The sequence below is a fragment of the Flavobacterium sp. LC2016-23 genome, assembly GCF_009674775.1.
Classification (GTDB): Bacteria; Bacteroidota; Bacteroidia; order Flavobacteriales; family Flavobacteriaceae; genus Flavobacterium.
On record NZ_WKKE01000009.1, the window covers coordinates 102,690 to 124,344 of the forward strand.

General features: G+C 36.2%; 19 protein-coding genes. 12 read left to right on the forward strand and 7 right to left on the reverse strand.

What is annotated here, in order from left to right:
* Window position 1: 1 nt before the first annotated feature.
* The 3 genes from GJU43_RS09375 to GJU43_RS09385 all read right to left on the reverse strand — a co-directional run bounded on the left by GJU43_RS09375 (window position 2) and on the right by GJU43_RS09385 (window position 3,732).
* Window positions 2-1,633, reverse strand: a complete 1,632-nt coding sequence (locus GJU43_RS09375) for a hypothetical protein (protein WP_154340507.1) — start codon at window positions 1,631-1,633, stop codon at window positions 2-4.
* A gap of 144 nt (window positions 1,634-1,777) precedes the next feature.
* Window positions 1,778-2,641, reverse strand: coding sequence for a DUF58 domain-containing protein (locus GJU43_RS09380; protein ID WP_154340508.1), 864 nt, complete (start codon window positions 2,639-2,641; stop codon window positions 1,778-1,780).
* Between the two features lie 86 nt (window positions 2,642-2,727).
* A complete protein-coding gene (locus tag GJU43_RS09385) occupies window positions 2,728-3,732 on the reverse strand; it encodes a MoxR family ATPase (protein WP_007807095.1) in 1,005 nt (334 codons plus the stop codon).
* 223 nt (window positions 3,733-3,955) lie between these two features.
* Between GJU43_RS09385 and GJU43_RS09390 the strand changes: the two genes are divergently transcribed.
* The 3 genes from GJU43_RS09390 (at window position 3,956) to GJU43_RS09400 (ending at window position 6,919) form a co-directional block, all read left to right on the forward strand.
* Window positions 3,956-4,831 (forward strand): aldo/keto reductase family oxidoreductase, encoded by an 876-nt coding sequence (locus tag GJU43_RS09390; RefSeq protein WP_154340509.1) that lies wholly within the window; start codon window positions 3,956-3,958, stop codon window positions 4,829-4,831.
* Between the two features lie 61 nt (window positions 4,832-4,892).
* Window positions 4,893-5,648 (forward strand): SDR family NAD(P)-dependent oxidoreductase, encoded by a 756-nt coding sequence (locus GJU43_RS09395; RefSeq protein ID WP_154340510.1) that lies wholly within the window; start codon window positions 4,893-4,895, stop codon window positions 5,646-5,648.
* Window positions 5,649-5,779: 131 nt separating this feature from the next.
* The gene (locus GJU43_RS09400) at window positions 5,780-6,919 is read left to right on the forward strand and encodes an ATP-binding protein (protein ID WP_154340511.1); all 1,140 of its coding nucleotides are present in this window, start codon (window positions 5,780-5,782) and stop codon (window positions 6,917-6,919) included.
* A gap of 37 nt (window positions 6,920-6,956) precedes the next feature.
* Here GJU43_RS09400 and GJU43_RS09405 read toward each other — a convergent pair whose 3' ends face one another.
* Window positions 6,957-7,700 carry a DUF3298 and DUF4163 domain-containing protein gene (locus GJU43_RS09405; protein ID WP_154340512.1) on the reverse strand — a complete coding sequence of 248 codons (744 nt, stop codon included), beginning with the start codon at window positions 7,698-7,700 and terminating at the stop codon, window positions 6,957-6,959.
* A 105-nt stretch (window positions 7,701-7,805) separates the two neighbouring features.
* On the opposite strand from GJU43_RS09405, the gene GJU43_RS09410 reads away from it, so the two are divergent.
* Window positions 7,806-8,948, forward strand: coding sequence for a cystathionine gamma-synthase (locus GJU43_RS09410; protein WP_154340513.1), 1,143 nt, complete (start codon window positions 7,806-7,808; stop codon window positions 8,946-8,948).
* A 58-nt stretch (window positions 8,949-9,006) separates the two neighbouring features.
* Here GJU43_RS09410 and GJU43_RS09415 read toward each other — a convergent pair whose 3' ends face one another.
* Window positions 9,007-9,801 carry a glutamate dehydrogenase gene (locus tag GJU43_RS09415; protein WP_154340514.1) on the reverse strand — a complete coding sequence of 265 codons (795 nt, stop codon included), beginning with the start codon at window positions 9,799-9,801 and terminating at the stop codon, window positions 9,007-9,009.
* 324 nt (window positions 9,802-10,125) lie between these two features.
* On the opposite strand from GJU43_RS09415, the gene gdhA reads away from it, so the two are divergent.
* The 6 genes from gdhA (at window position 10,126) to GJU43_RS09445 (ending at window position 19,586) form a co-directional block, all read left to right on the forward strand.
* Entirely contained in the window at window positions 10,126-11,469 is a 1,344-nt protein-coding gene (gene gdhA / locus GJU43_RS09420) for an NADP-specific glutamate dehydrogenase (protein ID WP_154340515.1), read from the forward strand.
* A gap of 175 nt (window positions 11,470-11,644) precedes the next feature.
* On the forward strand, window positions 11,645-13,915 hold the full coding sequence (locus GJU43_RS09425) for a T9SS type A sorting domain-containing protein (protein ID WP_154340516.1): 2,271 nt from the start codon (window positions 11,645-11,647) through the stop codon (window positions 13,913-13,915).
* A gap of 9 nt (window positions 13,916-13,924) precedes the next feature.
* Window positions 13,925-14,959, forward strand: coding sequence for an acyltransferase (locus tag GJU43_RS09430; RefSeq protein ID WP_154340517.1), 1,035 nt, complete (start codon window positions 13,925-13,927; stop codon window positions 14,957-14,959).
* Entirely contained in the window at window positions 14,953-15,666 is a 714-nt protein-coding gene (recO, locus tag GJU43_RS09435; protein ID WP_154340518.1) for a DNA repair protein RecO, read from the forward strand. Before GJU43_RS09430 ends, recO begins: the two co-directional genes overlap by 7 nt.
* 130 nt (window positions 15,667-15,796) lie before the next feature.
* On the forward strand, window positions 15,797-19,198 hold the full coding sequence (gene ileS, locus GJU43_RS09440) for an isoleucine--tRNA ligase (protein ID WP_154340519.1): 3,402 nt from the start codon (window positions 15,797-15,799) through the stop codon (window positions 19,196-19,198).
* A 7-nt stretch (window positions 19,199-19,205) separates the two neighbouring features.
* A complete protein-coding gene (locus GJU43_RS09445; RefSeq protein WP_035681592.1) occupies window positions 19,206-19,586 on the forward strand; it encodes a TraR/DksA C4-type zinc finger protein in 381 nt (126 codons plus the stop codon).
* Between the two features lie 173 nt (window positions 19,587-19,759).
* Here the strand turns inward: GJU43_RS09445 and GJU43_RS09450 are convergent, their stop codons facing one another.
* Window positions 19,760-20,140 (reverse strand): hypothetical protein, encoded by a 381-nt coding sequence (locus tag GJU43_RS09450; RefSeq protein ID WP_154340520.1) that lies wholly within the window; start codon window positions 20,138-20,140, stop codon window positions 19,760-19,762.
* A gap of 32 nt (window positions 20,141-20,172) precedes the next feature.
* The gene (locus GJU43_RS09455; protein WP_154340521.1) at window positions 20,173-20,529 is read right to left on the reverse strand and encodes a roadblock/LC7 domain-containing protein; all 357 of its coding nucleotides are present in this window, start codon (window positions 20,527-20,529) and stop codon (window positions 20,173-20,175) included.
* A 176-nt stretch (window positions 20,530-20,705) separates the two neighbouring features.
* On the opposite strand from GJU43_RS09455, the gene GJU43_RS09460 reads away from it, so the two are divergent.
* Complete coding sequence (locus tag GJU43_RS09460; protein WP_154340522.1) at window positions 20,706-20,921, forward strand: hypothetical protein; 216 nt, start codon at window positions 20,706-20,708, stop codon at window positions 20,919-20,921.
* 122 nt (window positions 20,922-21,043) lie between these two features.
* Window positions 21,044-21,643, forward strand: a complete 600-nt coding sequence (locus GJU43_RS09465) for a lipoprotein signal peptidase (protein ID WP_154340523.1) — start codon at window positions 21,044-21,046, stop codon at window positions 21,641-21,643.
* The last annotated feature ends 12 nt before the right edge of the window (window positions 21,644-21,655 follow it).

Sequence of the window (21,655 nt, forward strand, 5' to 3'; positions counted from 1 at the left end):
ATTAGTTACCTGCTTTTCTAAGTTCAACAGAATTTAAAATCCTTGTTGTGATATCATTTGCATATTTGTCACCTTCTTCATGTAAAATCATAATCTGCTGTAAGCCCTGATCTTGTTTGAAAAGCAAGATTTCATAATATGCTTTTGCACTTGTTTTGTCAAGAGGGTTTAAGATGGTCATTGTTCCGTACCCTTTTAATCCCTGTACACCTTCGTTGGTTTGGAAATCTTCTTGTTTTACAATTATATTTTGTCCGCCCTGAGCTTCAATTACTTTTAAAGAACCTTCTAAAGTTTTGGCTAAATCCAGCTCGACAGGTTTTTTGAATTTACTGGTAGAAACCGTAATAAAGAAATTGTCTGTCATGCTTCCGTATGTAAAAAGCTGCATTTCCTTAATTAACGCCATTGTCTCTTTCGGCAGCACTTTTTGAGCATCCATACGTTTTAAGACTTTTGGAGTTTCAATTAAAACACCAGGGTTTCCGTATTCGCTTTTTACCCATTCTCCTTCTAAAAGTCGTTTAGTCGGGTTCATTAAAATAGTATCTTTCACATAAGTGAAACCTTTGTTTGCAATGAAAGCCGCCGTTGTAAGAGCCAATAAAAGAAAAACAGATCCTATGGCAATGGCAATGCGCTTGTTGCGTTTTTTTCGTAACTGAATTTTGATTTGTTTTTGTCTTTGCGCCTCATTCAATAACTCGTCTTCTTCGTTCGGAACTTCTGTTGGAATCGCGTTATCAAGCGTTAAGATTACTTTTTGGATTTTATTTCGATCCTCGGTGATTTCAAAATCCAAAGGTTTGGATTTTGCAAATTTTACTAAATCGGCCTGACGTAAAACACGCTCTAAATTTTCAACAGTTTCCGGTGTTAAAGCCATTTTCTTTTTGGTAGAAGCCGTTCTGATGGCCTGGATCAATTCAGAAGTGGTGCTTTCCATAGCCGGAATATGAATTGCTTCTTCAATATAGTTACGGGCAATATCAGTCAGTTCACTGTAATATTCTTTAATTTCACCCTTCTGAACCAGTTCTTTCTGTTCCAGATTGTTCAATAAGCTGGTCGCCTTTTCGATAGGTGTTTTATAAACTTCTTCTTCAATTTTCTTTTGTTGGCGTTTTTTGACAAACCAGTAGACAAAAACTCCAATTCCGATAAGTACAACTACAATCAAAAGATAAAGCCACCAATCGCTAATGCCGCTGTCCGAAGCGGTAATGTCTTTGATGTCGTACATTTTTTGCTGTAAAGTATCCACTTTTACGTTAGCCACTTCAACACGGATAGAATCAGATAAAAAAGGTTTTTTGTCAATAAGAATCTGAACACTTGGAATGGTATATTTTCCGGAATCAAACTGTGTTAAACCGTATTTTTTGATCAGTTCGTAAGTGTCATTTTTCTTAACCGTATCAATGGGGTACGACTGAATTACCTCAAGCGGACCAATGTTTTTTAGTTTTGGGAAAACGACTTTCGATTTCGAACTCACCACCGTTTTAAGCGTCAGCTTAAATTCGGCCCCAATTTTATTTTTTGTGGTATCAATGCTCGTTTCCACTTGTTTTTGCTGGGCAAAAATAGCAGAGGAAAGTAAAAATAAGAATATGTAAAACTTTAATTTCATTTGATTTTTTTGATTTCAGATTTTATTCTAAAATGATTGCTTAAAAATGGTACGCGGATGACACAGATTGAAGCGGATTTTATTTTGGATATTTATATTTTAAAATCTAATATTCTAACAATCTAATAAGTCTGATAATCTAAATCATCTTGATTTGAAATACCCCAGCAATTTAGTCACATAATTTTCATCAACTCTTGTGTTTACGACACCAGCTCCGGATTTGCTAAAAATATCTTTGAAATAATTTACCCTTTCGTGATAATGTTTTTCGTAATTCATTCGCACCGATTTTGATCCGGTGTCCACCAGTTGAATTTTTCCGGTTTCTGCGTCAAGCATGCTGACCATTCCTAAATTCGGGATTTTTTCTTCGCGGATATCGTAAACACGAACACCTGTAATGTCGTGTTTTTTAGAAGCAATTTTTAAAGTCTGCTCGTAATTTTCAGACATGAAATCAGAAATTACAAAAACAATTGCTTTCTTTTTCTGAGTTCCGGATAAAAATTTTAGGGCAGCTCCCACATCTGTTTTCTGGCTTTTAGGTTCAAATTCGATTAATTCGCGAATGATCCTCAAAACATGGGAACGACCTTTTTTGGGAGGAATATACAATTCAACGTTATCTGAAAAAAGGATTAAACCAATCTTGTCATTATTTTGGGTAGCCGAAAAAGCCATCGTTGCCGCTATTTCGGTTACGATGTCTTTTTTAAACTGACTCTTTGATCCAAAACCTTCAGAACCCGAAATGTCAACCATTAAAACCATGGTCAGTTCTCGTTCTTCTTCAAAAACTTTTACGTGAGCTTCGTTATAACGCGCAGTCACATTCCAGTCGATGTTACGGATATCATCGCCGTACTGGTATTGACGCACTTCGCTAAAAGTCATTCCACGCCCTTTAAAAGAAGAGTGGTATTCTCCCGAAAAGATATGATTACTCAGCCTTTTGGTTTTGATCTCTATTTTTCGTACTTTTTTTAAAAGCTCTTTTGTATCCATTTTTTTAGTTTTCAGTCGCAGTGTTTAGTCGCAGTGTATCAATGTCTTTATGACTGTATACTGCGACTAAACACTGAAAACTATTTTTAAGGTACTTCAATCTCGTTTACGATTTTATTGATAATGTCTACAGAAGTAATGTTTTCGGCTTCAGCTTCGTAGGTGATCCCTACTCTGTGACGTAAAACATCATGTACAACGGCACGAACATCTTCAGGAATTACATAACCACGACGTTTGATGAAAGCGTAACATTTTGCTGCATTAGCTAAATTGATACTTCCACGTGGTGATGCTCCAAAACTGATAAGAGGTTTTAAATCCGCAAGTTTGTACTTTTCCGGATAGCGGGTTGCAAAGATGATATCCAGGATATATTTTTCGATTTTTTCGTCCATGTAAACTTCACGAACAGCTTCCTGTGCACGCAGAATTTGTTCTACTGAAACAACCGGATTTACTTTTTCGTAACTTCCTTTTAAGTTTTGACGAATTACAAAACGCTCTTCGTCAATTTTTGGGTAGTCAATTACTGTTTTCAACATAAAACGATCGACCTGGGCTTCAGGAAGCTGGTAGGTTCCTTCCTGCTCTACAGGATTTTGAGTGGCAAGTACTAAAAACGGACGGTCTAGTTTGAAAGTAGTGTCTCCGATGGTAACTTGTTTTTCCTGCATCGCTTCCAAAAGTGCTGATTGTACTTTGGCGGGAGCACGGTTAATCTCATCGGCTAGTACGAAGTTGGCAAAAATTGGCCCTTTTTTAATAGAAAATTCGTTTGCTTTAATGTTGTAAATCATTGTTCCGACTACATCGGCAGGTAATAAGTCAGGTGTAAACTGAATACGGCTGAAAGAACCCTGAACAGCTTGTGACAAAGTATTAATGGCTAAAGTTTTGGCCAGTCCCGGAACACCTTCCAGTAAAATGTGCCCCTGTCCCAAAAGACCAATTAATAAACGCTCGACCATATGTTTCTGGCCCACAATAACTTTGTTCATTTCCATTGTAAGAAGGTCTATAAAAGCACTTTCTCTTTCAATTTTTTCATTTATCGCTCTAATGTCTAAAGTCGTTGTATTTTCTTCCATATAAATATTTTTAAAACCTTTTTAAGACGTTGATTTATGTGCCTAACTTTTGAGAGTGCAAATTGAATATTTTTTGAGAAGTAAGATGTTAAAGAATGGTTAAAACTTCGACCAATGACCTAATTTTAAGGACGAATTGTGAATCTATTTTTATATTTTTAAGAACTTTGGTGATTATGCTTTACAAAAGCATATTTAATACCAAAAATAACGCAATAGTACCATGAGCAAAACAACATTATCGCCTATAATTTCAGGCACTATGAATTGGGGAGTATGGGATAAAAACCTTACACCAAAAGAAATGGAAAACCTGATACAAATCTGTATCGAAAACAAAATCACCACTTTTGATCACGCCGACATTTACGGATCCTATACCACAGAAGCCGACTTTGGAAAAGCTTTTCACGCCAGTAAAATTGCACGTGAGAAATTACAGCTAATCACCAAATGCGGAATCCGGATGATTGCTGAAAATCGTCCGGAGAACAAAATCAAACATTATGACTATTCGAAAGACTATATTGTCTGGTCCGTTGAAGAATCACTTAAAAAATTAAAAACAGACTACGTAGATGTTTTTTTACTCCATAGGCCAAGCCCATTGATGCAGGCTGATGAAATTGCTGAAGCAGTTGAAAAATTAAAGTCTGAAGGTAAGATTATCGATTTTGGACTTTCTAATTTTACGAATTCCCAAACGGAATTAATTCGCCAGAAAACAGAAGTTAATTACAATCAGGTTCAGTTTTCGGCAACACATTTCGAACCCATGACGGACGGAAGTCTGGATTATATGCAAACGCACGGAATAAGACCATTGTCATGGAATCCGCTTGGAACTGTGTTTAGGGAAGATACCAAGAAAACACGTCGTCTGAAAAAATTGCTTTCGGCCTTAGTAGAAAAATACCATTTTGGTTCAGATACCCTTTTGCTTTCCTGGATTCTGAAACATCCGGCAAAAGTGATTCCGATCGCCGGAACAGTAAATATTGCCAGAATTCAATCCCTGATGAAAGCAGTCGAACTTGAAATGGATAAAGAAGACTGGTTTGCGATCTGGACTGAAAGTATGGGGGACGATGTAGCGTAGTTTTCAGTGGCAGTATTCAGTATTCAGCTTCTATTGGTGTGAAAAAAATAAAAAAATCAGCATGAAAAAAACAGTTTTAATTACTGGGGCCACCAGCGGGATTGGAAAAGCAACCGCGCAAATAATGGCAAAAAATAACTATAAAATTATCCTTTGCGGAAGACGTAAAGAACGTTTGGCAGAACTTGAAAAAGAACTTTCGGCTTTTACAGAAGTCCATTCGCTTTCTTTTGATGTTCGTGATAAAGAGACAGTTTTTTCAACTATAAACTCATTGCCAACAGAATTTTCGCAAATTGATGTTTTAATTAATAATGCCGGAAATGCTCATGGTCTGGATCCAATTCAAAATGGAAATACTGACGATTGGGATGCTATGATCGATATTAATGTGAAAGGACTTTTGTATGTTTCAAAGGCTATTATTCCGCAAATGATCGAAAGAAAAGCGGGACATATTATCAATATTGGTTCTATTGCGGGTAAAGAAGTTTATCCGAATGGGAATGTTTATTGCGCCTCAAAACATGCTGTTGATGCTATTAATAACGGAATGCGAATGGACTTGAATCCATACGGAATTAGAGTAGGAGCAATTCATCCGGGAATGGTTGAAACCGAATTTAGTGAAGTTCGTTTTAAAGGCGATGCAGATAGAGCGTCGAATGTTTATAAAGGCTTGGACGCTTTACAAGCGGAAGATATTGCGGATATTATTCATTTTGTAGTTTCGAGAAAATACCATGTAAACATTGCGGATTTAATTGTATATCCGACGGCGCAAGCCTCGGCAACAATTGTCAAGAAGAATATTTAGATTATTTGACGTTGGACTTCTTAGATTTTAGACTAGCTTAGACAGCGAGATTTAAAATTGTTAAATCTAAAAATTTAAGAAGTCCAACGTCTAAGAAGTCTAAAAATCTAACATCTAAGAAGTCTGATTAAATGATCAACAAACGTCTTTTAATAAAAAATTTACTTGCCCATAACGACGAGAGCAGTTTTTATGACAAAAAAAGACAATTGAATCTGCATACCCGCGAAGGAAAGGGGAAGTTTCTGAAACACATTTGTGCCTTGTCCAATTCAAATCCTACCAACAATTCCTATATTGTTGTGGGTGTTGAAGATCAGGATAATGAAATTGTCGGGGATGATTTCTTTGATGACAGCCGGATTCAGAATCTGGTGAATGCTTTTTTAGAAAATCCGCCTAAAATTCAATACGAAAATGTTCCTTTTCCAAATCTTCCAAAAGATAAAGTAATCGGGCTGGTGACTATTAAACCCAAAAATAAAACATCTTATTTTAAAAAAGGAATACATACCATTGTCGCCAATAGTGTTTTTGTCAGACGTGGCAGTAATTCGGTTCCTGTCGAAGGGGAGATCGAAAAGAATTATCAAAACACGGAAACCGTTATTGGAATCGAAAACAGTTCCCGAAACAGTATTCAATATACACTGGACGGTGTTATCGATTTTATGAATTTCAGGCACAAAGACATGTCGCCTAAATACAATGTTTTTAAAGAATTGTTTGTGATCTGCTGGGCGGGAGTTCCTAAAAAATCAAGGGATAAAACCTTTTTATCGCGCGTCGATATCGAACTGATCAATGAACAGATTAAGCTTTTTTATTCGGCTCTGGATGTGGTTACCATTGTTTTTGACGACGATAGTTTTACCATTACCGAATATGTTCCTTTAGGACTGAATGATAAAACGAGTTATTATCCTCTGGAGGAACAGACCATCCGTTTTTTTGATAACGGCTATTATAAGATTGACCGCAAAATGCTTTTTCAGCCACCGGAATTCAACAGGCGAATGTTGTATCATATTTATAATTCGAATGTGACACTGCTTCAGAAATTGCAAAAAGGATTTACACTTTCGGAACGCGAAATGTCTGATTTAGAAAACCTTCCTTCTACTTTTATGATCTGCTATCTGAATGGTTTTGAAGATGCTAAACAAAAATTGATCGATTCGAAAGCTCTTTTAAAACCTTTTGGACAGGTCTATTTATCCTTTAAAGAAGCCTTACGAATTTTAAGGAAAATGAAATACGATGTCCAGTAATAAGGTTCAAAATTACCGAAACCCGAAGCAGGAAATTTTATTGGTAGCGTAAATAGGGTCTGACTTTGTCGTAGGGAAACAGGATTTCCTTCGCTCCTTCTGCATAAGAAGCCGCTTCATAGGAGTTGTAATATAAGAGCAATCCTTCTTCTGTATAAAAAATATTCTGCGGCAGCTGAAACTGGTCGTTTTCGAACATTAGTCCCGTAGCGTTAATATTGGCTTTCTCCGGTATGTTGTATTTGAGGCGGAATTCTTTTTCGGCAAAAGCCTTAAACTGTTTTTGGTTTTTGAAAATCTGATCGTTAAAAATTGTTTTTCCGGTTTTAGGATCAAACAATAAAGAGCGGAAGCCCTGATAACCGTGAGCCCCTCCGGTAAAAGTATAATGATCGATTTTTATATTCAGGATCTGTTCCGACTGAAATTCAATATTACCAACAATTTTGGCTTCCCAGCCATAGGTTTCACTCGGGAATTTTTTATGCATTTCTTCATAAGAAGCAATAAATGACGAAGCTAATGTTGTATAGTCGGATGATTTTAATGGTTTTTCTTCAAAATAAACAATTTCCTTTACTACAGAATATACTTTTTTATTGATGCTGTCGGCAACGATCCCGCTATTTTTTGCAATTGGAATATCGATTAGTATATAAGGACAATCTTTATTGCAGGGAAGGGAGGTTTTTTTTTTAAATGTTTCATTATCAAATGAAAGCTCTTTGTTACAACTAATACATATTAGAAACAAAAAGACTAAAAAAGCATACTGTTTCATGTCTAAAAATGTTAATTATATACAAAGGTAAGAAGTTGTGGCTGGATTAAAATAAATTAAACGGTAAATTTGTACTGTTAAATTAGGTTTAAAAAACGTAACTATATGAAATTCAATACAAAAGTAATACATGGTGGTCAGCATCATGATCCAAGTACAGGCGCTGTTATGCCTCCTGTTTATCAAACTTCAACTTATATTCAAACGAGTCCGGGTCAGCCATTGGGCGACTATGAATATAGCAGGGCGGCAAATCCTACCCGTACAGCATTGGAAAATGCTTTGGCGAGTATTGAGAATGGTACCCGCGGATTGGCTTTCTCCTCTGGTCTGGCAGCGACAGATTGTATTTTAAGAGGATTTAAAGCCGGAGACGAAGTAATCGCTATGGATGATTTATATGGCGGAACATATAGAATGTTTTCCAGAATTTATAAAGATTCAGGGATCAAGTTTCACTTTGTTGATATGACTGATATTGAAAAACTGAAGTCCTTAATCAATGAAAATACAAAATTGATCTGGGTGGAAACCCCAACAAATCCGTTAATGAAACTGGCAGATATTGAGGAAATTTCAAAAATTACCAAAGCGCATAAAATCTGGTTGGCTGTCGATAATACTTTTGCAACACCTTATTTGCAAAAGCCTCTTGATCTGGGTGCCGATATCGTGATGCATTCTGCTACAAAATACCTTGGCGGACACTCTGACGTTATTGCCGGAGCTTTGATCGTAAAAGATGAAGCTTTAGGGGAACAATTGCACTTTCAGCAATTTGCAACCGGTGCGACACTTGGACCAATGGATAGTTTTTTGGTTTTGAGAGGAATCAAGACGCTTTCTTTGAGAGTACAAAGACATTGCGAAAATGGAGAAAAAGTAGTCGAGTATTTAACGAAACATCCAAAAATTAAAACGGTTTACTATCCCGGACTACCAAGCCATCCTTTTCATGAGATTGCCAAAAAACAAATGAAAGCTTTTGGAGGAATGGTTTCTTTTACTTTTACTTCAGGCAAAAAAGAAGATTCAATTTCGTTTTTGGAAAAACTTAAAGTTTTTACCCTGGCAGAATCATTGGGTGGGGTAGAATCATTGGCAAATCATCCTGCTTTAATGACACACGCTTCTATTCCTGCGGATAAAAGAGCTGAGGTGGGTATCACTGATGATTTAGTCCGACTGAGCGTTGGAATTGAAGATGCCGAAGATTTAATAGCCGATTTAGAACAGGCACTGGCATAAAAAACAAAACCCCAATTCGAAAGAGTTGGGGTTTGTTTTATAAATTATTTTCTCAATTCTAGAACTCCAGATAATAGATATAACCTACGTTAAACCATACTTGTGAATCGTTAGACTTGTTTTCTTTGTACTTGTCTTTGTTCGGATTTAATCCGTCAACCCAGTCAGAGCTAAAACCCTGATAACGGATATCGAACATTAAATCGCTCATTTCAGCTAATTTATAGTGAACACCTACACCGGTTACAATCGATAGAACGACACCGTTTTCCGTAGAAAATCCAAAGGCACGACCATCTGACGGAGTTAAGTATTTTGGATAAGTGGCTTGCGTAGTTCCTAAAGGTCCTAATGATGATTCGGCTTTTGTCGAATAATAACTAACCTGAACTCCTAAACTTACATAAGGACTAAAGCTGCCAACGGTATTTTCGAAATCATGTATTTTCATAAATGGAGAAAATTCCAGTTGCGTCCCAAGATTTAATAACGTAGAACTCCCGGTCATGGCTTTAAGTTGTTCTGTTGTTACTTTAGGGGGATTTCGGTCAACCGCTTCCCCGAAATGTTTTAAATCGGTTTTGTTGAATGATAATTCCGATCTTACTTTGAAGTGTTCAGAAAAGAAATGTTCCCGGTTATTATTGGCCGAAAAATTGATAAAGTGAACTATTCCTACACCAAATCCGGTATTTCCGACATTGGTTTCAAAATTGTGTCTTTGTCCATAATCAGACTGAAAAGATACGGGGCCGAATATAATTCCTACTTCTTGTGCAATAGATTGAGCATTTGCAGTAGTTGAGGAGATTCCGAATAAGGCAAATAATGTGAGTACTATAGGTTTAAGCATGAGTTTGGGCTTTCAAATCTTGGCAAATATATAAAAAACATGTACGATTCAAAATATTATATTGTGCTATTAGAAAATAAGTAGCAAAATACTTAATTTGCTAACTTTAATTCGGTTGTTTTGATGTAAATTTAGAACTGTAAAATGCTATTTTTGGGATTGTTTGAAAAATTTACAATTCGTTAACTGAAACAAAAAAAAATAACATTGAATTGTCATTTTACTATATCTTTGTGTGTCAAAACGAAAACGTTTTCTTAAACGTGTTTTCTAAGTTTAAAAGAGTCAGAAATAAAATAATTTACTAGAATAATTTATTTAGAAATGGAACAAAAAATAAATGAATTTATGGCTCTTGTAGAGTCTAAAAATCCAAACGAGCCAGAATTTCTTCAAGCCGTTAGAGAATTTGCAGAAACGGTAATTCCATTTATTGCAGAGCGAAAAAAGTATGATGGAAAAAACTTACTTCTTAGGATTGCTGAACCGGAACGCTCTATAATTTTCAGGGTTCCATGGGTAGATGATAATGGAGAAATCATCGTTAACAGAGGTTTCAGGATTCAGATGAATTCAGCCATCGGACCTTATAAAGGCGGAATAAGATTTCACCATACGGTAAATCTGTCTGTATTAAAATTTCTTGCTTTTGAACAAGTTTTTAAAAATAGTCTTACAACACTTCCTATGGGAGGTGGAAAAGGAGGTTCTGATTTTGATCCGGAAGGAAAATCGGATGGCGAAATCATGCGTTTTTGCCAGTCTTTCATGACGGAATTATGCCGTCATATTGGTCCTGATTTAGATGTTCCCGCCGGAGATATTGGTGTGGGTGCAAGAGAAATCGGATACCTGTTTGGTCAGTACAAAAGAATCAGAAATGAATTTACAGGTGTTTTAACCGGAAAAGGAATTGCTTACGGAGGTTCATTGATACGTCCTGAGGCTACCGGATATGGTGTTGTGTATTTCACGGATCAGATGTTGCGTACTATCGGACATGAAATTAAAGGAAAAAGAGTTGCTATTTCAGGTTTCGGAAATGTTGCGTGGGGTGTAGCGCTAAAAATAAATGAATTGGGAGGGAAAGTAGTTACGATTTCCGGACCTGATGGTTATATCTATGATGAAGAAGGAATTTCCGGAGAGAAAATCGAGCACATGGTAGAAATGAGAGCAACGGGTGATAACAGAGCTGAAGTGTATACTAAAAAATATCCAAATGCAGTTTTCCACAAAGGGAAAAGCCCTTGGGAAGTAAAAGTAGATATTGCTATTCCTTGCGCTACTCAAAACGAACTAAACGGTGAAGATGCAAGAAAACTAATTGATAATGGTGTATTGTGTGTGACGGAAGCTGCAAATATGCCTTCAACTTTAGATGCTATCAAATTATTTTTAGATAATAAAGTATTATTCGCGCCGGGTAAAGCTGCAAATGCCGGTGGAGTTGCTGCCTCCGGATTAGAAATGACTCAAAATTCAATTCGTCTGAACTGGACCAGTGAAGAAGTAGATTTGAGACTGAAAGATATCATGGTTGGAATTCACAACCAATGTAAAAAATATGGCGTTGGTGAAGATGGTTACGTAAATTACGTAAAAGGAGCTAATATTGCCGGATTCGTTAAAGTTGCAGATGCTATGCTTGCCCAGGGTGTAGTGTAATTTTAAGTACAATTTTATAAATGCCTTCATTCGTCTCAGAGGAATGAAGGCATTTTTTTTTATGTTTTATAAATAATAAAATTCGTGATCCCTAATAACGTGAATTATTTATGAAAGGAACAAAATTCAAATACTTACGTTTGTAGTATATTTGTCTATCCGAACATATTTGATAATGAAGAGAAGTTTTTTGTATATTTTGTTTTTATTGCTCATGCAATTCGCTGTTGCACAAAACACATTGTCCTGGCAGGGCTATTTTTCATTCAATGAAATAAAAGATATTTCAGAAAGTACAACAACTGTTTTTGCTGCATCAGAAAATGCCGTCTTTTCTAAAAACCAGACGAACAACAGTATTAAAACAACTACTACTGTTGAAGGACTTTCAGGGCAAACCATTTCTGCTCTGTATTATAGTGAGACTTCTAAAAAAACTTTAATTGGATATCAAAACGGTTTACTGACTGTAGTCAATGAAAACGATGGGAGCATTGCAAAAAAAGTGGATATTATCAATAAACAATTACCCCCTAATCTGAAAAAAATCAATCATTTCATGGAGTATAACGCTATCGTGTATGTCTCTTGTGATTTTGGAATTGTGCAGTTTAACCTGAAAACATTGCAATTTGGGGATACTTATTTTATTGGGGATAATGGTGCTGAAATAAGCGTAAAACAAACTTCTTTTTTTAACGGGTTTATTTATGCGGCAACTTCAAACGGAATTAGAAGAGCGGATATTGCAAATGCAAATTTAATTGATTTCAATCAGTGGAGTGTAGTGAATTCAGGAGACTGGTCCAGTGTTGAAACATTCGATACGCAGCTTCTTGCAATTAATGCTTCGGGATACATTCACAGGTATAATTCCAACACATTTGTCGGATTTTTTCAGCTGCCGCAGACGGCTGTAGACATGCGGGCTAAAAATCATAATTTATTTATTACGACAGCCAATACGGTTTATGTTTATAATAACCAAATGACCCTGAGCCGTCAGATTAGCAACACGCAGGTGCTGAATGATAAAGTGACTTTTAGTTGTGCCACAACGGTTGGAGATTTAATTTACATTGGCACGGCTGAGAATGGATTATTCTCGTCAACACTTTCAGGAGCTTCTGCTTTTGAGAACAGTACACCAAAAGGCCCTTTACGGAATAGTATTTTTGCGCTTCAGGCGACACCAAATTCGTTGTGGACTGTTTTTGGAGATTATTCAGGAGTCTATAATCCATATCCGAAAGACAGTTATGGGATAAGTAAATTCAGTCAGGATCAATGGCTGGATATTCCTTATGAGGAAGTTCTGGGTGCTAAATCGTTAGTAAGGATAGCGGTAGATCCAAATAATGAAAATAAAGTATATGTAGGGTCTTATGATGCCGGTTTATTAAAGATTGAGAAAGAGGTGCCCTCTTATCTTTACGGAACCGGAAATAGTTCGTTAGAGGCTATTCCGGGTACGCCGGATGTCTGGATTAACGGAACCGTGTTTGATAAAATCGGAAATTTATGGATGAATAACAGTCTGGTTGATAACGGAATCAAAATGCTTAAGCCAAACGGAGACTGGCAGGTTTATTCGACAAAATCAATCATTACGAATGTTTCAAGTTGTCCTTTTGGCCGAATGTCAATTGATAAAAACGGAACAAAATGGATGGCAACCTATAATAATGGAATTATCGGATTTAATGAAAAAGGAAATGTTTTCAAGAAAATTACAATGGGCAGTGATGCCGGAAATCTTCCTTTTATTGATGCACGTGTAGCTACTCCGGATAATAACAATCAGCTTTGGATTGGAACCGCAAAGGGACTAAGGGTTCTGTCTAATGTAAATAGTTTCCTGACAGATCCTCAGTTAACGACAAAAGCAATCATTATTCTGGAAGATGGCTTAGCACAGGAATTATTGTACGAGCAATTTATTACAGATATTGTAGTCGACGGATCTAACAATAAATGGATTGCGACTGCTGATTCCGGTGTTTTCCTGGTTTCTCCGAACGGTCAGGAAACCAAATACCATTTTACCATAAATAATTCGCCTTTGCCCAGTAATACTATAAATGATATTGATATCAATAGTGCCACGGGAGAAGTTTTTATAGCAACAGACAAAGGACTTATTTCTTTTAAAGGAGTATCAACTGCCGCAAATGATAATTTGAATGAGGTCTATGTCTATCCAAATCCGGTGCGTCCTAATTATGGAGGAACGGTAAAAGTAGCAGGTTTGCTGGATAAAGCCAATATAAAAATTACAGATATTGAAGGTAATCTTGTTTACGAAACGACTTCGCAAGGCGGAACAATAGAGTGGGATACCACTGCTTTTGGCCGGTATAAAGTGGCTTCCGGAGTGTATATGATTTTTATATCGGCTCAGGACGGAGTTGAAACTAAAGTCAAAAAAGTAATGATTATCAGGTAGTTTGATGCGATGAATACTAAAAATTGTTTTGACTTTTTACGGTTTTTCTTTGCCGCAAATATTCTGTTGGCACATCTCTGCGAACTTTCTCAAAGCAATAACCTGGCTTTTTTGTCCCATTTTTCTAATGCGATAATTGCTATAAAAGGGTTCTTTGTAATAAGTGGTTTTCTGGTGGCTAAAAGTTTTGTGAATACGCCTTCATTAAAAGAGTATTTCCTCAAACGGGCTAAAAGAATTTTACCGGCCTATGTTGTGGTGGTGGTTCTTTCAGTTTTAATTTTTGCCTTCTTCAGCAGCCATGATTTTGCGGACTATTTTTCAGATATAAATACCTATAAATATCTGGGATGGAATTTAGTTTTTCTAAATTTCATGCAGCCTTGTTTGCCGGGACTTTTTGAGGGCAATCTTCTTTGTGCGGTAAATGGCGCTTTGTGGACCTTAAAAGTAGAAGAAGGATTTTATATTGTTCTGCCTTTGATTTTTTACGCGATCAAGAAGACAAAAAGACCCATTTTGATACTTGTAAGTCTTTATTTTCTGTCATTACTCTATTGGTTTATAATGGATTCTTATTTTAATAAACCCTTATTAGCGAAACAATTGCCAGGGTATTTGTCTTATTTTGTTACCGGGATTTTACTTTTTCTCAATTTTGAGTTCATTATGAAATTCAAAAAATCAATTTTGATGTTTTCGGTTTTGATGTTACTGAGTTATTATTTTTCAAATCTCCAAACCGATGTATTTTACCCTGCCGCATTTGGCTGTATTGTGATCATTATGGCCTACAATCTTCCGTTTCTGAACCACTTTGGGAAGTATGGCGATTTTACCTACGGACTGTATATTTATCATTTTCCGATAATCCAATTGTTTCGACAATACAATTTATTCGAAAGATACAACGCGTTTGCAATGGCAATTGCAGTAATTTTGATTACTTTGTTCTTTGCTGTCTTATCCTGGTTTTTAATCGAACGCAGATTTTTGGACCGTTTTAAAAAGAATAATCAAAAGCAAATTCCGGCTGTATGTTAGTCAAAACCAAAGCCATCGTAATCTCATCCTTAAAATTTCAGGAAAAAAGCCTGATCGTAAAATGTTTTACGCTTTCAAACGGCCTGAAATCTTATTTCGTCCGCGATGCTTTTTCGAGCCGGAAAGCCAGTCAGAAAATTGCCTATTTCCAGCCGTTGTCTATTCTCGAAATTGAAGCGGTACATAAAAACAAGGGAACTTTGGAAAATTTCAAGGAAATAAAAACAGCCGTTCCCTTTCAAAGTATTCATACCGATATTGTAAAAAGCACTATGGTCATGTTTCTGTCTGAAATGCTTCATTATTCCATTCAGGAAGAAGAAAAAAACGAATCGCTTTTTACGTTTTTAGAGACCGCTTTGACCTGGCTGGATCATCATGATGAGATTTCCAATTTCCATTTAATCCTGCTTCTCGAAACCACCAAGTATTTAGGGTTTTATCCGGATGTTTCCGAAATAGAACTGCCGTTTTTTGAAATGTATGACGGGATTTTTACCCTTTTTCATGGTGTAGGTTCGCTGACGGAACATGAAAGCACTTTGTTTAAAAAGCTGATTGATTTAAAATTTGATAACGACCAGAAAGTTTTTCATGTCATTGAAAGGCAAATACTACTTAAAATATTGATTGACTACTACAGCTTTCACTTAGACGGATTCAAAAAACCAAAATCTTTGGAAGTTTTAAAAGAAGTTTTCTCTTAAATCAAGCAAAACGTTACTATTTCTTGAATATTATAGTATAAATTTCGCCATACCAGTCTTTTTTCTGTCATCTTTTATCTATTTTACTCAAAATTCCTTACTTTCGCACCTCGATTAAGAAAAGGATAAAATGAGCACAAAATTTACTGAATACAAAGGACTTGACTTGCCAACAGTAGCGTCAGAAGTACTTGATTTTTGGAAGAAAGAAAATATATTTGAAAAGAGCGTAACAACTCGCGAAGGTGCTGAGCCTTACGTATTTTTTGAAGGTCCGCCTTCAGCAAACGGATTACCGGGAATTCACCACGTGATGGCACGTGCAATTAAAGATATTTTTTGCAGATACAGAACTCAAAAAGGTTTTCAGGTAAAAAGAAAAGCCGGTTGGGACACGCACGGATTGCCTGTAGAATTAGGTACCGAAAAAGAACTTGGAATCACAAAAGAAGATATTGGCAAAACCATTTCTATCGAAGAATATAACGAAGCGTGTAAAAAAACCGTTATGCGTTATACTGATGTATGGAATGATTTGACCGAAAAAATGGGGTATTGGGTTGATATGGAAGATCCGTATGTGACGTACAAACCTAAATATATGGAATCGGTTTGGTGGCTTTTGAAACAAATCTACGATAAAGGTTTGTTGTACAAAGGATACACGATTCAGCCATATTCTCCAAAAGCGGGAACAGGATTGTCTTCTCACGAAGTAAATCAGCCAGGAGCGTACAGAGATGTTACAGATACTACGATTGTTGCGCAATTCAAAACTTTACCGGAAACATTGCCCTTATTTTTACAGGGTTTTGGAGATATTCACATTTTGGCCTGGACGACAACACCATGGACATTACCATCGAATACCGCTTTGACCGTTGGTCCAAAAATTGACTACGTATTAGTAAAAACATTCAATCAGTATACATTCGAACCTGTAAATGTTGTTTTGGCTAAAAATTTAGTGGGAAAACAATTCGGGAAAGGATTTTTCGCAAGTGAAGACGATGCTGATTTTGCAAAAGTGAAAAACGGCGACAAACAGCTTCCGTACAAAATTTTAGCGGAAGCGAAAGGTATAGATTTAGTTGAAATACGTTATGAGCAATTATTGCCTTATGTATTGCCTTATCAAAATGCTGAAAATGCTTTTAGGGTAATTGCCGGAGATTTTGTTACGACAGAAGACGGAACAGGAATTGTACATACTGCTCCGACTTTCGGTGCCGATGATGCTAAAGTGGCAAAAGAAGCGAAACCCGAAATTCCGCCAATGCTGGTTTTAGACGAAAGCGGAACAGCAGTGCCGCTGGTAGATTTACAAGGAAAGTTTACCTCTCATTTAGGAGATCTTGCCGGTAAATATGTTAAAAACGAATATTACGATGAAGGACAGGCTCCGGAACGTTCTGTTGATGTGGAAATCGCTATTCGATTAAAAGAAGAAAATAAAGCCTTTAAGGTTGAAAAATACGTACATAGTTATCCACACAGCTGGAGAACTGATGAGCCGTTATTATATTATCCGCTAGATTCATGGTTTATTAAAGTAACCGATGTAAAAGATAGAATGTTCGACCTGAACGAAACTATCAATTGGAAGCCTAAGTCTACTGGTGAGGGACGTTTTGGAAACTGGCTGAAAAATGCCAACGACTGGAACTTATCTCGTTCTAGATATTGGGGTATTCCGTTGCCAATTTGGAGAACTGAAGATAAAAAAGAAGAAGTTCTTATTGGTTCTGTTGAAGAATTGTACAATGCGATTGAAAAATCTATCGAAGCCGGTTTTCAGAAAGAAAATCCGTTTAAAGGTTTTGAAATCGGAAACATGTCTGAATCCAATTATGATTTAATTGATTTGCACAAAAATGTAGTGGATGGAATTACTTTAGTTTCAGCTTCAGGCCAGCCAATGAAACGCGAAAGCGATTTGATTGATGTCTGGTTCGATTCTGGTGCAATGCCTTATGCACAATGGCATTATCCTTTTGAAAATAAAGATAAAATCGACGAGAATAAAGATTTTCCTGCGAATTTCATCGCAGAAGGTGTAGATCAGACCCGTGGATGGTTTTATACCTTACACGCTATCGGAACTTTGGTTTTTGATAAAGTGGCCTATAAAAATGTGGTTTCCAATGGTTTGGTTCTGGATAAAGACGGAATAAAAATGTCTAAAAGTAAAGGGAATACGATAGACCCTTTTAAAACCATTGAAGAGTATGGTCCTGATGCCACCCGCTGGTACATGATCATGAATGCAAATCCCTGGGACAACCTGAAATTTGATTTAGAGGGAATTGCTGAGGTGCGTCGTAAATTCTTCGGAACATTATACAACACCTATTCGTTCTTTTCGTTATATGCCAATATCGATGGATTTAAATATGCTGAAGCAGAGATCCCGTTAAACGAAAGACCGGAAATCGATCAGTGGATTATGTCTGAATTACACACGTTAATAAAATTTGTTGATGAATGCTATGAAGATTATGAGCCGACAAAAGCAGCAAGGGCTATTTCTGACTTCGTTCAGGAAAATCTGAGTAACTGGTATGTTCGTTTGTGCCGTCGTCGTTTCTGGAAAGGCGAATATGCTCAGGATAAGATTGCGGCTTACCAGACATTATATACCTGTCTGCTAACGATCAGTAAATTAAGCGCTCCAATCGCTCCTTTTTTCATGGATAAATTGTACCGCGATTTGACAATTTCTACAGGATCTGAGAATTATGCCAGTGTTCACTTGGCTGAGTTTCCAAAATTTGTCGAAAACTTTGTTAATAAAACGTTAGAAAGCAAAATGCAGAAGGCGCAAACCATCTCATCTTTGGTTTTATCACTCCGTAAAAAGGAAATGATCAAAGTACGTCAGCCTTTGCAAAAGGTAATGATTCCGGTGCTTGACGAGAATCAGAGAGTTGAAATCGAAGCGATTTCAGAGCTTATAAAAGCCGAAGTAAACGTGAAAGAAATCATGCTTTTAGATGATGCTTCAGGTATTTTAGTAAAGCAGATTAAACCTAATTTTAAAACTTTAGGACCACGTTTCGGGAAAGATATGGGCTTGATTTCTAAGGAAATACAAAGTTTTTCTTCCGATCAGATCAATGAGCTGGACAAGCAGGGTACGCTAGATATTGTTATTGCTGGAAATAATGTAACTTTATCTCTGGAAGATGTCGAAATAACATCTCAGGATATCGAAGGATGGCTGGTTGCAAATTCAAACGGAATTACTGTTGCGCTTGATATAACAATCACCGAAGATTTGAAAAAAGAAGGTATTGCGAGAGAATTGGTAAACAGAATTCAGAATATCCGTAAAGATTCAGGATTTGAGGTTACTGATAAGATTAAAGTACAAATTAAAAGAAGCGGTCTTTTAGAGGAAGCTATTTTAAAAAATGAAGACTATATAAAGTCGGAGACATTAACAGATAATTTGATTTTTACTGATGCGCTGGAAAGCGGCACAGAAATTGAGTTTGACGATATTAAAACAATGATATTAATTTCAAAATAATATAAAAATGGTAGATGAAATTACAAGATACTCTGACGCCGATTTGGCGGAGTTCAAAGAAATAATCCAAAATAAAATACAAAAAGCACAAGCCGATCTGGATTTAATAAAAAGTGCTTACATGAATGATTTGAATAACGGAACAGATGATACTTCTCCAACTTTCAAAGCTTTTGAAGAAGGAAGCGAAACAATGTCAAAAGAAGCGAATTCACAGTTGGCTATCAGACAGGAAAAGTTTATTCGTGATCTGAAGAATGCATTATTCCGTGTAGAAAATAAAACGTATGGTATCTGCAAAGTAACAGGTAAATTAATAGGTAAAGAAAGACTGAAAATTGTACCTCATGCTACAATGAGTATCGAAGCAAAAAATCTGCAACGATAATATACTAAATTATAAAACGCTCCTTTTGGGGCGTTTTTTATATAAAAATGTCAGGTGATGTAAAATCTTAAGCCTTGTTTTAGGGTTTGTGTAATTATCCGGCTGGAAAAACTATTGCTTAATTAGGACTGTCTCGATTGAGGTCAGTTCTAATTAAGCAATAATAAATGGCATTAGGCTAAATTCTTTTCGAGTTCTAATTTATGTTTTCTCAGGATAGCTCTTGTCATTCCTAAATTGGCCTTAGTGGAATCTGCAGCCAGGTAAATCATAAATTTTTTATTTGGTGAGATGTCTATAATGTGAATTTGTGTAGAAAGCGTAATTAAGATATCTTCAATATTCTGATTTAAATTAAGGGCTTTCACGGCATTTAATTTTGCCTTTACAACTTCAAGATTGTAAGCAGCTGCCAGCTCAGGATCAAAAGAAGGGTCTACACTTAAATTACCAAAGCTTAATCCGGATTCAATTTCGGTTACGGCAATAGCAATAAAGCCGTTTACGTTGGTTTTCATTTCATTTAAAAAAACGTTTAAAAAGTCGTTACTCATAATGTTGTGGTGTTTGTGGTTAATAGATTATGTTATTTCAATAGGGAATTTTTGCTTAATTCGTTCGAAAGTTCATCTGTTGTACGCATCAATAATCCGAGATTGCTCCCGTCTTTTGAAAAGGCCACTACAAAGTTTGAGCCACTGATCTTGTTTCCAATTACAACTCCCTCTGCTGTTTTTAAGAACAACTGTTTTAGGGAACCTTTATCCAGATCAGAAAGAAATTTTTCAGTCATAGATAAAATAGCAGCACTCATTGCGGCGACACTGTCCCCGTAATCCAGGTGCAGTGATGTGATTAGTTTTCCTTTTCCGTTTAAAATTAGTGCTGATGAAGATTTTGTGTTAATCAGAAAATCATTCAGGATGGTAGTGATTTCATTCATTTGGGAAGGATTTAAGGAGTTGTTAAAATAGGTTGATATTGATAAACTATTTAAAGTTTGGGATGTATTCTGACTAAACAACTGTTAATTTTACTAACAAATATAAAATATTTTATGTATCATTGTATTACCGGATCAATAATAATTTAATTTTTTTACTATAAAAACCTTACATTATGGCTAAAGTGTTGAAATTCAAAGATGTTAACTCGGATGTTGAAAATAGAATGAAAGAATTCGAGAAAATGAGGGTTAAATTGAAATCCCAGATTGCAAAGGATACAGCTAAAAAATCCGCTGCAGGAAAAGAGGGAAAAGGTTTGTTTAAATCGATTTCCGAATTTTTTACCGATGCTCCTAAAACGCCGGCAAATACAAGTGTTAAAAAATAGGCTTTATTAAGCTGGTCGCAAGTTATCGTAGACCGGTTTATTTTATTATAAAACAATTAACGCTCCTTAAGGGGCGTTCTTTTTGATTAAATTACTATTTTTGCCCATCAAAAAATCATAAAATGTCATTACGAAAATCGTATTTCCTTATATTCTTAGTTTTATTAATCGATCAGCTTTCTAAAATTTATGTAAAAACAAACTTTGTCTTAGGTGAGGAAGTGGTTATTGCGGACTGGTTTAGGATTCATTTTATAGAAAATGAAGGAATGGCCTGGGGAACCAAAATTCCAGGGGAATATGGAAAATTAATTTTGACCGTTTTCAGGATTTTTGCCGTATTCGGAATCGGATACTGGCTGGCTGATGCGATTAAAAAGCGCCATTCTACTTATCTGATCGTTTCTATTGCCTTAATTTTTGCCGGTGCAGCCGGAAATATACTGGATTCTGTTTTTTACGGAGTAATTTTTGACGACAGTACCCATAATCTGGCAACACTTTTTTCTCCAACTCCATACGGATCATGGTTTCATGGTCTCGTAGTAGATATGTTTTATTTTCCGATTTGGGAGGGTAATCTGCCAGCCTGGCTGCCTTTCTTTGGAGGTAAGCATTTTATGTTTTTCAACGCTATTTTCAATGTTGCCGATATGGCAATTTCCACCGGTGTTGGTATCCTGCTGGTATTTAATAAAAGAGCATTTCCGAAACACAGCTAGTTGTTTTAAATT